The 12,765-nt window shown below is 33.1% G+C and carries 13 protein-coding genes; 7 read left to right on the top strand and 6 right to left on the bottom strand.

Annotation, left to right across the window (positions count from 1 at the left end; translation table 11 throughout):
• Positions 1–612, bottom strand: a 612-nt coding sequence (trhA, locus tag B2U95_RS15715; RefSeq protein ID WP_296317835.1) for a PAQR family membrane homeostasis protein TrhA, incomplete at its 3' end; no start/stop codon positions are given.
• Positions 613–1,308 carry a DUF4294 domain-containing protein gene (locus B2U95_RS15710; protein ID WP_296317833.1) on the bottom strand — a complete coding sequence of 232 codons (696 nt, stop codon included), beginning with the start codon at positions 1,306–1,308 and terminating at the stop codon, positions 613–615.
• A gap of 126 nt (positions 1,309–1,434) precedes the next feature.
• On the opposite strand from B2U95_RS15710, the gene B2U95_RS15705 reads away from it, so the two are divergent.
• From B2U95_RS15705 to B2U95_RS15680, 6 genes are all read left to right on the top strand, one after another.
• The gene (locus B2U95_RS15705) at positions 1,435–2,523 is read left to right on the top strand and encodes a M42 family metallopeptidase (RefSeq protein WP_296317831.1); all 1,089 of its coding nucleotides are present in this window, start codon (positions 1,435–1,437) and stop codon (positions 2,521–2,523) included.
• Between the two features lie 72 nt (positions 2,524–2,595).
• Entirely contained in the window at positions 2,596–3,147 is a 552-nt protein-coding gene (locus tag B2U95_RS15700) for an NUDIX hydrolase (protein WP_296317829.1), read from the top strand.
• Positions 3,148–3,149: 2 nt separating this feature from the next.
• Positions 3,150–3,827, top strand: coding sequence for a PrsW family intramembrane metalloprotease (locus B2U95_RS15695; RefSeq protein ID WP_296317828.1), 678 nt, complete (start codon positions 3,150–3,152; stop codon positions 3,825–3,827).
• Between the two features lie 159 nt (positions 3,828–3,986).
• The gene (locus B2U95_RS15690) at positions 3,987–4,463 is read left to right on the top strand and encodes an acetyl-CoA carboxylase biotin carboxyl carrier protein subunit (RefSeq protein ID WP_296317826.1); all 477 of its coding nucleotides are present in this window, start codon (positions 3,987–3,989) and stop codon (positions 4,461–4,463) included.
• A 1-nt stretch (position 4,464) separates the two neighbouring features.
• Positions 4,465–5,904, top strand: a complete 1,440-nt coding sequence (gene accC, locus B2U95_RS15685; RefSeq protein WP_296317824.1) for an acetyl-CoA carboxylase biotin carboxylase subunit — start codon at positions 4,465–4,467, stop codon at positions 5,902–5,904.
• 84 nt (positions 5,905–5,988) lie between these two features.
• Positions 5,989–7,530 carry an acyl-CoA carboxylase subunit beta gene (locus B2U95_RS15680; RefSeq protein WP_296317822.1) on the top strand — a complete coding sequence of 514 codons (1,542 nt, stop codon included), beginning with the start codon at positions 5,989–5,991 and terminating at the stop codon, positions 7,528–7,530.
• On the opposite strand, the gene B2U95_RS15675 is transcribed toward B2U95_RS15680, so the two are convergent.
• The 3 genes from B2U95_RS15675 to B2U95_RS15665 all read right to left on the bottom strand — a co-directional run bounded on the left by B2U95_RS15675 (position 7,527) and on the right by B2U95_RS15665 (position 10,770).
• Positions 7,527–8,063 (bottom strand): GNAT family N-acetyltransferase, encoded by a 537-nt coding sequence (locus B2U95_RS15675; RefSeq protein WP_296317820.1) that lies wholly within the window; start codon positions 8,061–8,063, stop codon positions 7,527–7,529. The two genes, B2U95_RS15680 and B2U95_RS15675, sit on opposite strands and share 4 nt — an antisense overlap.
• 392 nt (positions 8,064–8,455) lie before the next feature.
• Positions 8,456–10,228, bottom strand: coding sequence for an ABC transporter ATP-binding protein (locus tag B2U95_RS15670; RefSeq protein ID WP_296317818.1), 1,773 nt, complete (start codon positions 10,226–10,228; stop codon positions 8,456–8,458).
• Between the two features lie 98 nt (positions 10,229–10,326).
• Positions 10,327–10,770 (bottom strand): DinB family protein, encoded by a 444-nt coding sequence (locus tag B2U95_RS15665; protein WP_296317816.1) that lies wholly within the window; start codon positions 10,768–10,770, stop codon positions 10,327–10,329.
• Positions 10,771–10,853: 83 nt separating this feature from the next.
• Between B2U95_RS15665 and B2U95_RS15660 the strand changes: the two genes are divergently transcribed.
• Positions 10,854–12,059 carry a multidrug effflux MFS transporter gene (locus tag B2U95_RS15660; protein WP_296317814.1) on the top strand — a complete coding sequence of 402 codons (1,206 nt, stop codon included), beginning with the start codon at positions 10,854–10,856 and terminating at the stop codon, positions 12,057–12,059.
• 2 nt (positions 12,060–12,061) lie between these two features.
• Here the strand turns inward: B2U95_RS15660 and B2U95_RS15655 are convergent, their stop codons facing one another.
• A complete protein-coding gene (locus tag B2U95_RS15655; protein WP_296317810.1) occupies positions 12,062–12,685 on the bottom strand; it encodes an L-threonylcarbamoyladenylate synthase in 624 nt (207 codons plus the stop codon).
• Positions 12,686–12,765 lie beyond the last annotated feature (80 nt).

Raw genomic sequence — 12,765 nt, 5'->3', positions numbered from 1 at the left:
AAATATCATAAAAAAGTGGCAAACAGCACCACTTAAAACAAATAGGTGCCAAATTACATGATTATAAGGTATTTTTTGCACTGCATAGAAAATAATACCAACCGTATAGGATAAGCCACCTGCAAATAGCCATAAAATACCATCTGACCCAATAGCTTCGGAAAGATTAGAAAAGTCAAATACAATTAACCAACCCATTACTAAATATAAAAGGGTCGAAAAGATTTCAAACTTACCAGTAAAGAAGAGTTTTAGAATTACACCAAAAGCAGCAATTCCCCAGACCGTCCAAAATAAAGGCCAGCCGAAACTATCTGCTAATACAATTAATAAAACTGGTGTGTACGTTCCTGCTATTAAGAAGTAAATACTAATGTGATCAACTATTCTAAAATAGTGCTTCCGCTTCTCTCCTTTTACGGCATGGTAAAATGTAGATGCTAAGAATAATACAATAATAGAAATCCCATAAACTATAACACTAAACAAACTCCAAGGTTTAGAGTTATCTATATTTGTAATAAGTAACACTAACGCAGCTATTCCTAAAGCGGCACCTATGCCGTGTGTCCATGCATTTAGTTGTTCTTCGAATTTGGTTTGAATACGCATTTAACCTTTGATTTTAGATGTGATTTTCGATTTTGGTTTTGACCATTTATTAACGCAAGCGTAAAAGTCGATATCAAAAGCTGGCTTCTGACGATCTATTTGTAAATTTTGAAATGCACGCTGTAAAATATCCTCAATCAAATAATCTTCTTTCTCATCTATTGGACTGAATTCTTTTTTGAGCGATATATTAAATAATTTTGCTGTGCTATTAAACCAAAAGGCGCGCCAACCATTTCGTAATTCTTTAATTAACTCAAATGTTGTTTTTCCTGTTTGTCTATGAATCAGTTTTACTAAAATTTGCCCTTCTGTTTTAGTTAATTTTTTTAATTCCGAAGAAAATTCATCTTCGATATATCTCTGAATCACTTTAGCATAACGCTTCTTATCCCTTTTACGTTCTAATGAGTTTAAACGTTTCTGCAAAGCTTCTAATCGTTCTGCAGCAAGTCTAGCATAAGGATACACTTTAAGTGTTTTTCGCCTTAAGATTATATATCGTATTCTAGCATCTCTATCGTCAAATTTCAAATTTGGAAGCATAAGAACTTCTTCTAATTCAATGGTAGTGACAGGTATTGAATCCCCTTCAATATATAAATAATGTAACTGAGTTGTGTCCTGTTTTACAGGATCTTCTTGTGCATAAACAAATGCAGAAAATAATAACGCTAAGTAATAAGTATATTTCATTATTGTTTTTACTACCAAAACCGTTCCAATATTGCGATTTAAGTAACATTCAAAATTAAGAATTTATACTACCATTACCCTTAAATTCATATTAATATTATTATTTTTAATGAAAATTTTACACACATGGCTAAAAAGCAGTTACTAACTAAAAAGTCAATGGACTTTTTAGAAAAATATTTAAACAATGCATCACCTACAGGCTACGAATGGGAAGGACAAAAAATCTGGATGGATTATCTAAAACCGTATGCAGATGAGTTTATTACCGATACTTATGGTACTGCGGTTGCTGTAATTAATCCTAAAGCAAAATTTAAAGTCGTTATAGAGGGACATGCTGATGAAATTTCTTGGTACGTTAATTATATATCTGATAATGGATTACTCTATGTGATTAGAAATGGTGGAAGTGATCACCAAATTGCACCAAGTAAAATCGTAAATATTCACACTAAAAAAGGTATTGTTAAAGGTGTTTTTGGGTGGCCTGCAATACATACCAGAAGTAAAGTGAAGGAAGAAGCTCCGAAGCCAGATAATATCTGTATAGATGTTGGTGCTAAAGATAAAGCTGAAGTTGACAAAATGGGAATCCATGTAGGGTGCGTTATTACTTATCCTGATGAATTCCATATTCTTAATGGAGATAAGTTTGTTTGTCGTGCATTAGATAATAGAATGGGTGGTTTTATGATTGCTGAAGTGGCACGTTTACTTCATGAAAATAAAAAGAAATTACCATTTGGTTTATACATTACAAATTCTGTACAAGAAGAAATCGGACTGCGAGGTGCAGAAATGATTACGCAAACCATTAAGCCAAACGTTGCGATTGTTACAGATGTCACACACGATACGACAACTCCGATGATTGATCCTAAAAAACAAGGTTTAGCAGAAATCGGAAAAGGACCAGTTATAGCTTACGCACCAGCCGTACAACAAAAATTAAGAGACTTAATTACAGATACTGCAGACGAGAAGAAAATCCCTTTTCAACGTGCTGCACTTTCTAGAGCAACAGGAACTGACACAGATGCCTTTGCTTACAGTAATGGTGGTGTTGCTTCTGCATTGATTTCTTTACCGCTTCGTTATATGCATACTACTGTAGAAATGGTTCACAAAGATGATGTTGAGAACGTTATTAAATTAATTTATGAAACGTTATTAAAAATAGAAGACGGAGAAACATTTAGTTACTTTAAATAATCTTTATTAAACCTGTTAGATTTTTTGTACTCAATTCGTTTGAGTTTAAAATCTAGCAGGTTTATTTATTTTATGGATGAATATATAGACATTGTCACCTCAAAAGGAGAGCCAACAGGTAAAAGTGCTTTAAAATCCGAAGCTCATAAAAACGGTTGGTACCATAACACCATTCATTTATGGCTTTACACAACTGGTGGCGATATTCTTTTACAACAACGCTCTCACAAAAAGCTCATCTACCCATTACTTTGGGATGTCTCTGTAGCAGGTCATATAGATACTGGTGAAACATTTATTGAAGCTGCATTAAGAGAAACGGAAGAAGAAATTGGACTGCAATTACAGCCTAAAAGCCTGCAGAAAATAGGTATAAGATTATACGAGTCTTCTTATAAAGATGATACTATTCAAGATAATGAATTTCATCAAATCTATATAGCTGAGTTAAACACTCAATTAAACCAACTTATTCCTCAAGAAGATGAAGTTGAAGCCTTAAAATTGGTTTCGATTGATCTGTTTAAAGACCTTCTCAAAAATAGTAAAACTAACAATCATTTTATAGCTACAAACTCGTCTTACTATACATTTGTTTTAGAAGCTATAAAAAAACGACTCTAATAATGAGCTTACTTTTATACGCCATCGCACCAGTTTTTATCATTATCATCTACATTTACTTTCAAGATAAATATGAAAAAGAACCTAAAAGGTTACTAATAGCTAGCTTTTTTCTTGGTGCAATTTTAAGTATAATTATTGTATCAGTCCTTTATCTATTTACAGGAAAACTTATTCCGCTTACCGATGAGTATAGTATTTGGCAGCAATTCATTCAAGCCTTCTTTGTCGTCGCTTTAGCAGAGGAATTTAGTAAATATGTTATTATTAAATACTTTAACCAACCGAGAAAAGCTTTTAACGAACCTTACGATGGTATTATCTATGCTGTAATGGTTTCTATGGGCTTTGCTTGTACAGAAAACATAATGTATGTGTATCAAGGAGGTTACGAAACTGCTATTTTAAGAGCGTTTACTGCGGTGCCTGCGCATGCCACTTTCGGAATACTTATGGGTTATTACATGGGTAAAGCAAAATTTGCTAAAAATAGATTTCAACTTAATATGGCTGGTTTATTATTAGCGGTATTATTTCATGGCGCCTATGATTTCTTCTTATTTATTAGCTTTATTCCTGGTATAGCCTTCGGAGCGTTTATGTCTTTAATCGTTGGTATTGTTCTATCTCAAAAAGCCATTAAAAAGCATCAAGATAATTCAAATTTTAAAACCTTTTAAATACATATATCAGTATTGTGTACTTGTGTTCAGTATCGTCTAAATAGGATAGTTAAAAAAAACAATAAACATAAGAAATTGATAAATTAAATCTTATAAATTTCATATTTTGCATTCAGAATAGCCATGTTTTGGTAATTACTTAAAAACATTCATTTTATGTATAAAGCAAAAGTTAATGCATCTCACAATTTCGACTTATCCGAAGACATTGTAGATAGTTTAGATGTTATTGAAACATCTGTAAATAATTATCATATTATTCAAGATAATATCTCAATTAAAGCTTCAATAATCGAGTCTGATTTTAATAAAAAAAGATACACCGTTAAGGTAAATAACAATGATTACGATGTTGTTATTAACAACCTTTTAGATCAACAAATTGAAGCCTTAGGTTTTGAAATTGGTGCATCCAAACAAATCAATGACATTAAAGCTCCTATGCCTGGTTTAATTTTAGAAATTAATGTAAAAGAAGGTCAAGAAGTAAAAGAAAATGAGCCTTTATTAATTCTCGAAGCCATGAAAATGGAAAATGTTCTTAATTCACCAAGAGATGGTCATATAAAAACAATCGCTGTGAATCAGGGAGAAACCGTAGATAAAAATTCACTTTTAATAGAATTTGAATAGAATGAAAAAAATATTAGTTGCAAATAGAGGTGAAATTGCTATTCGTGTCATGCGAACAGCAAAAAAAATGGGAATAAAAACAGTGGCTGTATTCTCTGAAGCAGATAGAAACGCACCTCATGTAAGATACGCAGATGAAGCGGTTTGTATTGGCCTAGCTCCATCTAACCAATCGTATTTACGAGGAGATAAAATAATAGAAGTTGCCAAATCTTTAAATGTAGAAGGCATACATCCTGGTTATGGTTTTCTTAGTGAAAATGCTGATTTCGCAGAATTATGTGAAGCCAACAGTATTATGTTTATTGGCCCACGATCTAAAGCCATTAAGGTTATGGGTAGCAAATTAGCTGCTAAAGAAACCGTCAAAGCTTATAACATACCAATGGTTCCTGGAACAGATGAAGCTATTACAGATATTCCTGAAGCTAAAAAAATTGCAAAAGAAATTGGATTTCCTATTTTAATTAAAGCCTCTGCTGGAGGTGGTGGAAAAGGGATGCGCGTTGTAGAAAACGAAGCAGAATTCGAATCGCAAATGAATAGAGCGATTAGTGAAGCAACGTCAGCCTTTGGTGATGGTTCTGTGTTTATTGAAAAATATGTCAGCTCACCTCGTCATATCGAAATACAAGTTATGGCAGATATGCATGGTACCGTGCTTCATTTCTTTGAGCGCGAATGTTCTGTGCAACGTCGTCATCAAAAAGTAGTAGAAGAAGCACCTTCTGCTGTTTTAACACCAGAATTAAGAGAAGAAATGGGACAAGCCGCTATTAATGTGGCACGTTCTTGTGATTACATTGGAGCTGGTACTGTCGAATTCCTTTTAGACGAACAACTGAATTTCTATTTCCTAGAAATGAATACAAGACTACAGGTAGAACATCCTGTCTCTGAGTGGATTACTGGAGTAGATTTAGTTGAACTTCAAATTAAAGTAGCACGTGGAGAGAAATTAAATATTAAACAAGAAGACTTAAAAATTAATGGTCATGCTTTAGAACTTAGAGTCTATGCAGAAGATCCTATGAATGACTTTTTACCAAGCGTAGGGAATTTAGAAGTCTATCAATTACCCGAAGGGGATAATATAAGGGTAGATAATGGCTTTGAAGAAGGTATGGATATTCCTATTTATTATGATCCTATGCTATCGAAACTAATTACTTATGGAGATACTCGTGAGGAAGCCATAGAATTAATGATTAAGGCTATAGATAATTACCATGTAAAAGGTGTAGAAACAACATTACCTTTTGGACGATTCGTTTGTGAACACGAAGCTTTTAGAAGCGGAAACTTTGACACCCATTTTGTAAAGAAGTACTACTCACCTAGCCTGTTAGAAGAACAACACAAAAAAGAAGCTGGAATTGCTGCGAAAATTGCGATGAAATGCTATTTAGAAGAACAAAAACTATTAAGATTACCTAATTAGTACTATCATTCCGCATTAAGTGCGGAATCCACACGAATAAATTAGATTCTGCGTCATAGCGCAGCATGACAAAAAAATTAAATTATGGATTCCAAAATAAAAACACTCAACGATAAACTAGCCTTAGCAAAATTAGGAGGAGGACAAGCTAGAATAGATAAACAACACCAAAAGAAAAAACTAACAGCAAGAGAGCGCGTTATGTACTTACTCGATGAAGGTTCTTTTGAAGAAATTGGAGCTTTAGTCACACATAGAACTAAAGATTTCGGAATGGCAGATCAGCAGTTTTATGGTGACGGTGTAGTTACAGGTTATGGCACAGTAAACGGAAGATTAATTTATGTGTTTGCTCAAGATTTTACAGTGTTTGGTGGTTCGTTATCAGAAACACATGCTGAGAAAATCTGTAAAATCATGGATATGGCAGTTAATGTTGGTGCACCAATTGTAGGTTTAAATGATTCTGGCGGAGCCCGAATACAAGAAGGTGTACGTTCACTTGGTGGATATGCAGATATATTTTACAGAAATGTACAAGCCTCTGGAGTAATTCCTCAGATTTCGGCTATAATGGGCCCTTGTGCTGGTGGAGCTGTTTACTCTCCTGCAATGACAGATTTTACGTTAATGGTAGAAGATACAAGCTATATGTTTGTAACCGGTCCAAATGTTGTTAAAACCGTAACTAACGAAGAAGTAACAAGTGAAGAACTTGGTGGAGCGAGTGTGCATTCATCAAAATCTGGAGTTGCTCATAAAACCTCTACTAATGATGTTGAATGCTTGGAAGATGTAAAAACACTTTTAAGTTATCTACCTCAAAGCAACAGAGAAAAAGCAGAAGAATTAGAATTTGACTTAAAAGAAGAAATTAGAGATACTTTAGCAACTATAGTTCCTGATAACCCAAATAAGCCTTACGATATGCACCAAGTAATTGGAGGTATTATCGATGAAGATTCCTTTTACGAAATTCATAAAAATTATGCTGAGAATATTATCGTCGGATTTGCACGTTTAGGAGGAAAAAGTGTGGGTATAGTTGCAAATCAACCTATGTTTTTAGCTGGTGTTTTAGACGTAAATAGTTCTAAAAAAGCAGCACGCTTTGTACGTTTTTGTGATTGTTTTAATATTCCTTTATTAGTATTAGAAGATGTGCCTGGTTTCTTACCAGGAACTGATCAAGAATGGAATGCTATTATTACTAACGGAGCAAAACTCTTATATGCTTTTTCTGAGGCGACTGTTCCAAGAATAACCGTTATTACCAGAAAAGCATATGGTGGTGCTTATGATGTTATGAACTCTAAACACATTGGTGCAGATATGAACTTTGCTTGGCCAAATGCTGAAATAGCAGTAATGGGTGCTAAAGGTGCTGCAGAAATTATATTTAAACGTGAAATCTCTTCTGCTGATGATAAAGAAGCAAAATGGAAAGAAAAAGAAGCTGAATATGCCAAACTTTTTGCTAATCCATATAGTGCTGCTGAACGTGGTTTTATAGATGAAGTAATTCTACCCCAGAATACGAGACGTAAATTGATAAAAGCGTTTAGTATGCTTGAGAATAAAGAAGTAAATAGACCGATAAGAAAACATGGTAATATTCCGCTTTAATAAAACACACGACCATAATAATTTAAATCTACAATCTCCCCTTTTGTAGTTCTATAGTCTTTTCTAATGGTACCTTCAAGCTCAAATCCGTTTTTAAGAATAACAGCAATACTACTTTTATTTCTGCTATTGGCCCTACATAATAGTTTGATGAATTTGTGCTTTTCTACAATATGACCCACAACTAATTTTGTAGCTTTTGAAACTATGCCTTTACTTTCATATCGACTATCAATAAATGATCCTAGTTCTGCTTTCGGAACATTCCAGTCAATATTCTTGACATCCACTAGTCCAACAAATTCACCAGTATTCACATCTGTAATCATATATGGAAAATAGGTTTTGGATTTAATTGTATTTTGAATTTCAACACAATACTCTAAAGTATCGGCAAGTGTGCGCGTTTTAGAAACTGTTCCTGCAAAAAAGTCTTCTAGTCTAGCTCTATTTGTGTCGATTAGATTGAAGAATGCCTCACCTTCTTCAATTCCTAAAATTGCTATTCTATAATTATCAAATTCTAGATTCATACTTATTTAGTGAATTTACTTTTATCAATTCCTGGTATAATCCCTAAGGCATTTTTATAATACACTTTTTTTTAAACCTCATTAGATAAGTCTAAGCCATACATTGTCCAAAAGGCATGATATTTTTGTGATAAGGAAAATACTCATCATCAGATTCTAACACTCTAAAATAGGTTGGAAACTTGTCATGTTTAATTCTTTTACCTAAAACAACTAATGTAGACTTTGGTTTCTATTCTTCGAATGTTAGGTCTTGAGCACCATTTAATATTGAAATCATTGACAACACTAAAATGATAACTGAATTTCTAAATTTCATACTTTATATATCTTTAGAAGTTCTAAATTATATAAATACAATCTATCTAAACCAAATTAAATAATGTTTAACACTATATCTTTGCCTGAAAGGTATATAAATCATAATAGCGTCCTTTAGTTGCCAATAGCTCATCGTGCGTACCTCGTTCTACTATTCGACCAGCTTCGATAACTAAAATTTGATCCGCTCTTTTTATAGTGCTTAGTCTATGTGCAATAACGATCGTAGTTCTGTTATTAGTTAATTCTGATAAGCTTTTCTGAATTAAACCTTCGCTCTCTGTATCTAAGTTTGATGTTGCTTCATCTAAAATAATAATCTTAGGGTCTGCCAAAATAGCTCTTGCAATAGCGATACGTTGACGTTGACCACCAGAAAGCTTAACACCACGCTCACCTATTAACGTTTCTAAACCACCATCAAAACGATCTGTAAATTCGTTAACATAAGCTGCTTTTACCGCGTTTTGTAATTGTGCTTCGGTTGCATTAGGTCTTGGAAACATAATATTTTCTCTAATAGTACCTTCAAATAAAAATTCATCTTGAAGAACAACACCTAAATGTTTTCTGAAGCTTTGCAATTTCACTTTAGATAAATCTTCACCATCTATAGTAATAATTCCTGACTTAGGGTTTAAAAACGTTGCAGATAAACCAGCAATGGTAGATTTACCAGACCCAGAACTTCCAACTAATGCAATTACAGAACCTGACTTCGCTTTAAAATCAATATTGTGCAATACTTCTTTATCTTCTTCATATTCAAAAGATACATCGTTAAATTCTATTTCCCCTTTTAAATCTTCGAGTTCAATAGTTCTATTTTCATCATCATCTTCAGCAGTCAAATTCATTAATTCTTCAGTACGATCTAAACCGGCTAAAGCTTCTGTTAGTTGACTACCAATATTACTCATCTGAACAATTGGTGCAATCATAAAACCAAGTACTAATGTAAAGAAAAGAAATTCACCAGTAGTCATACTACCCTCAATCATATAATAACCACCAATTCCCATAATGCCTGTTGTTGCTACACCAATTAAAAAAGTTGAAGAACTTGTCATTAATGCTGTCGCTGTTAAGCTCTTTTTTACATTCTGAAAAATGTCATTTACACCTTTTTCAAATACCTTATTTTCTTGTTCTTCAGCATTAAAGGCTTTTATAACGCGAACGCCAGCTAAGGTTTCTGTTAATCGTCCTTTAACTTCAGCATTAATCTTCCCACGTGTTCTAAATATTGGACGAATAAATTTAAAGGCTTTTAGAGCAATAAATGCAAAAATAGAAAGCGGTACAAATACAAAGAGTGTCATCCAAGCATTCAATTTTATTAAAATAATCATCGATACAATTGCCGTGAAGGTGCCACCTACGAGTTGCACCAAACCTGTACCTATTAGATTTCTAACGCCTTCAACATCGCTCATAATACGCGATACTAAGGCTCCAGATTTTGTATTATCAAAAAAGCTAATCGGTAAAGACAATACTTTTTTCTGAACCTGCGCGCGAAGTTCGCTAATAAGATATTGTGCTTGTACGCTCAAAATTTTTGTTAATGCGAACGATGTTACGGCTTGAACTGTAATCGCAGTAATTACAATTGCTATTAAAACATATAATTGGTCGTAATCTTTAGTAGGTACAACCTCATCTAATAAGACTTTACTTTGCCATGGTAATATAAGACCAGACAAACTTCTAATGACAATAAGTAGTAAACCAAAAAACACTAAATTACGCCTTGGCCAAATAATAGTTTTGAAAGCTGTTTTTAAAGTAACTTTTGGTTTGACGCTCTTTGATTTTTTAGGTTGGTCTTGTAAATGACGCATTTTATTATTTCTTTTCTGCAAATATACATCTGTCTAAAGCCTCCAACAGAATTAATCGATTGCCTTTATAATTTATTTTCAAATTGATAAGACAACTATTAAGTCAGTAAACGTCTATGGTAATTAATTTGTCCAAGATGATAAACCAGATGCGTGGATAAATGTATCAGAAAAAATTCTGTAGTCATTGGTTCTTTAAATACCTCAATCTTATAATCATTTTGCAAATCCTGTTGTTTTAATAATTTTAAGGTTTGCTCTACCATAATTCTTGTCTCTTCTATTTGAGTTAGTAATTCTAATCTCGGAACATCCTTCAAAGAAAATTCTAATTCGCGTTGCCTTAAGTAACCTGTTTTTCCTAATACTGAACCAATGAAATGATTTAAATTACCTACTAAGTGAAGCACTAAATTACCAGACGAATTAGTTATAGATTTATCAATTTTCCAAAGATTAGTTTCACTATCATAAGCCGTAATTTCAGCTTTCAACTTATTAAGATCTCTGTTAAATAACTTTATTAATGTATCAATTACCATACGCTATATGTATTAAAAATGTTTACCTGATTTTAGTCTCCCTTCTTTTCAAAAATAGGCAATAATTGATTTACTTTTGCGCCATGCAAAATAAAAACAGGTCGCAACTTGAGTTTGTGGTCTTAATGGCCGCATTAATGTCTATTGTATCATTATCTATTGATGCCTTGTTACCTGCATTACCAATTATCGGAAATCACATCGGTAGTTTAGGTGCAACTGAAAACCAAAAATTAATTACTACAATTTTTTTAGGATTAGGCGTAGGTCAGCTTATTTTCGGTCCACTATCAGATAGTTTTGGACGTAAGCCTGTGATCTATATTGGATTTGGTGTTTTTGTGATTGCGTCTATTATTTGTGTTACCACACGTAATTTTGAAATGATGCTCTTTGGTCGCGTATTACAAGGTATTGGCTTATCCGCACCTAGAACTATGAGTATTGCTATCGTTAGGGATTCTTACAGTGGAGATCATATGGCTAAAATTCTTTCTGTTGTGGTAATGACCTTTATTTTAGTGCCTGTCATTGCACCAATGTTAGGTCAATTTTTATTACTCACTTTTGGTTGGAAATCTATATTTAACTTCACGCTTATTTTTGGGCTTGCTGTAATTGTATGGTTTTGGCGGAGACAACCTGAAACACTGCACGACGAATACAAGAAAAAATTTAATCTTTCGATATTTAAATCAGGAACCATTGAGTTTTTAAAACTAAAACCAGCGATTATTTATACCTTACTTTCTGGTCTTATTACAGGCTCGTTTATGGTGTATTTGAGTACATCTCAACAGATTTTTCAAGAACAATATAATTTAGGTGAATACTTCCCTTACATATTTGCGAGTTTAGCGATTACTATAGGTTTATCTACCTATTTAAATAGTGCTTTAGTAATGCGGTTTGGAATGCGAAATCTAGTGAATCTAGCCTTAATTGCTTTTGTATCAGTATCGTTTATATATGTGGTTTTATTTTGGTCTGGTAAAAACCCAAGAATTGAAATCCTGATTGTCTTTTTTATGCTTCAGTTTGCTAGCGTCGCTTTTTTATTTGGTAATTATAGAGCTTTAGCTATGGAACCTATGGGACATATAGCAGGTATTGGAGCAGCATTAAATGGATTTATTTCTACGCTGATGGCTGTGCCAATTGCCAATTACATTGGAAGTTTTGTAAAGACTTCAGTTCTCCCTCTGTTTATTGGTTTTTTTATAACAGGAGCCGTTGCAATGGTATTATTTTATAGTCTAAAGAAACCTGTTAGAATTAAACCCGTTTAGATTTAAAAGATTTCTAAACTCCCTTTTCCTTCTCTTATAATAATTGGCTCCTCTTGTGATAAATCTATTATGGTAGATGCTTCGTTACCACCATAACCACCATCAATGACTATATCTACACGACTATCCCATTTTTCAAGAATTAGTTCTGGATCGGTTGTGTATTCTAAAATATCATCATCATCATCTCTAATAGATGTTGAAACAATAGGATTTCCAAGTGCAGCTATAAGAGCCAAAATTATTGAATTATCTGGTACTCTTATACCTACTGTTTTACGCTTCTTAAAAGGATTTGGTAAATTATTAGAGCCTGGTAAAATAAATGTGTATGCTCCAGGGAGAGCGCGTTTTAGTATTTTAAATGTCGTTGTATTTATTTGCTTTACATAATCACTAAGATTACTTAAGTCCTCGCAAACAAATGAGAAATTTGACTTTTCAAGCTTTACCCCTTTTATTCTAGCAATACGCTCTAAAGCTTTAATATTCGTAATATCACAACCTAAGCCATAAACTGTATCTGTTGGGTATATAACTAACCCACCTTTCTTTAAGACTTTAACAACCTTCTGAATTTCTCTTGGATTGGGATTTTCAGGATATATTTTAATGAATTCAGCCATATATTAAATATAGTAAAAAGAAAAAATGTAATAGTTCGTATAAAGCCTTAAACTATCGCTTTAGCCTAATTTATCTAAAA

This window comes from Winogradskyella sp. UBA3174, from assembly GCF_002364335.1.
Classification (GTDB): domain Bacteria; phylum Bacteroidota; class Bacteroidia; order Flavobacteriales; family Flavobacteriaceae; genus Winogradskyella.
This window is presented reverse-complemented; position numbering and strand designations above follow the sequence as displayed.

Excerpts from the sequence above, each read along its gene's own strand:
- B2U95_RS15710 (WP_296317833.1), bottom strand. The coding sequence starts at position 1,308 with ATGAAATATACTTATTACTTAGCGTTATTATTTTCTGCATTTGTTTAT.
- B2U95_RS15705 (WP_296317831.1), top strand. The coding sequence starts at position 1,435 with ATGGCTAAAAAGCAGTTACTAACTAAAAAGTCAATGGACTTTTTAGAA.
- B2U95_RS15700 (WP_296317829.1), top strand. The coding sequence starts at position 2,596 with ATGGATGAATATATAGACATTGTCACCTCAAAAGGAGAGCCAACAGGT.
- B2U95_RS15695 (WP_296317828.1), top strand. The coding sequence starts at position 3,150 with ATGAGCTTACTTTTATACGCCATCGCACCAGTTTTTATCATTATCATC.
- B2U95_RS15690 (WP_296317826.1), top strand. The coding sequence starts at position 3,987 with ATGTATAAAGCAAAAGTTAATGCATCTCACAATTTCGACTTATCCGAA.
- accC (WP_296317824.1), top strand. The coding sequence starts at position 4,465 with ATGAAAAAAATATTAGTTGCAAATAGAGGTGAAATTGCTATTCGTGTC.
- B2U95_RS15680 (WP_296317822.1), top strand. The coding sequence starts at position 5,989 with ATGGATTCCAAAATAAAAACACTCAACGATAAACTAGCCTTAGCAAAA.
- B2U95_RS15675 (WP_296317820.1), bottom strand. The coding sequence starts at position 8,063 with ATGAATCTAGAATTTGATAATTATAGAATAGCAATTTTAGGAATTGAA.
- B2U95_RS15670 (WP_296317818.1), bottom strand. The coding sequence starts at position 10,228 with ATGCGTCATTTACAAGACCAACCTAAAAAATCAAAGAGCGTCAAACCA.
- B2U95_RS15665 (WP_296317816.1), bottom strand. The coding sequence starts at position 10,770 with ATGGTAATTGATACATTAATAAAGTTATTTAACAGAGATCTTAATAAG.
- B2U95_RS15660 (WP_296317814.1), top strand. The coding sequence starts at position 10,854 with ATGCAAAATAAAAACAGGTCGCAACTTGAGTTTGTGGTCTTAATGGCC.
- B2U95_RS15655 (WP_296317810.1), bottom strand. The coding sequence starts at position 12,685 with ATGGCTGAATTCATTAAAATATATCCTGAAAATCCCAATCCAAGAGAA.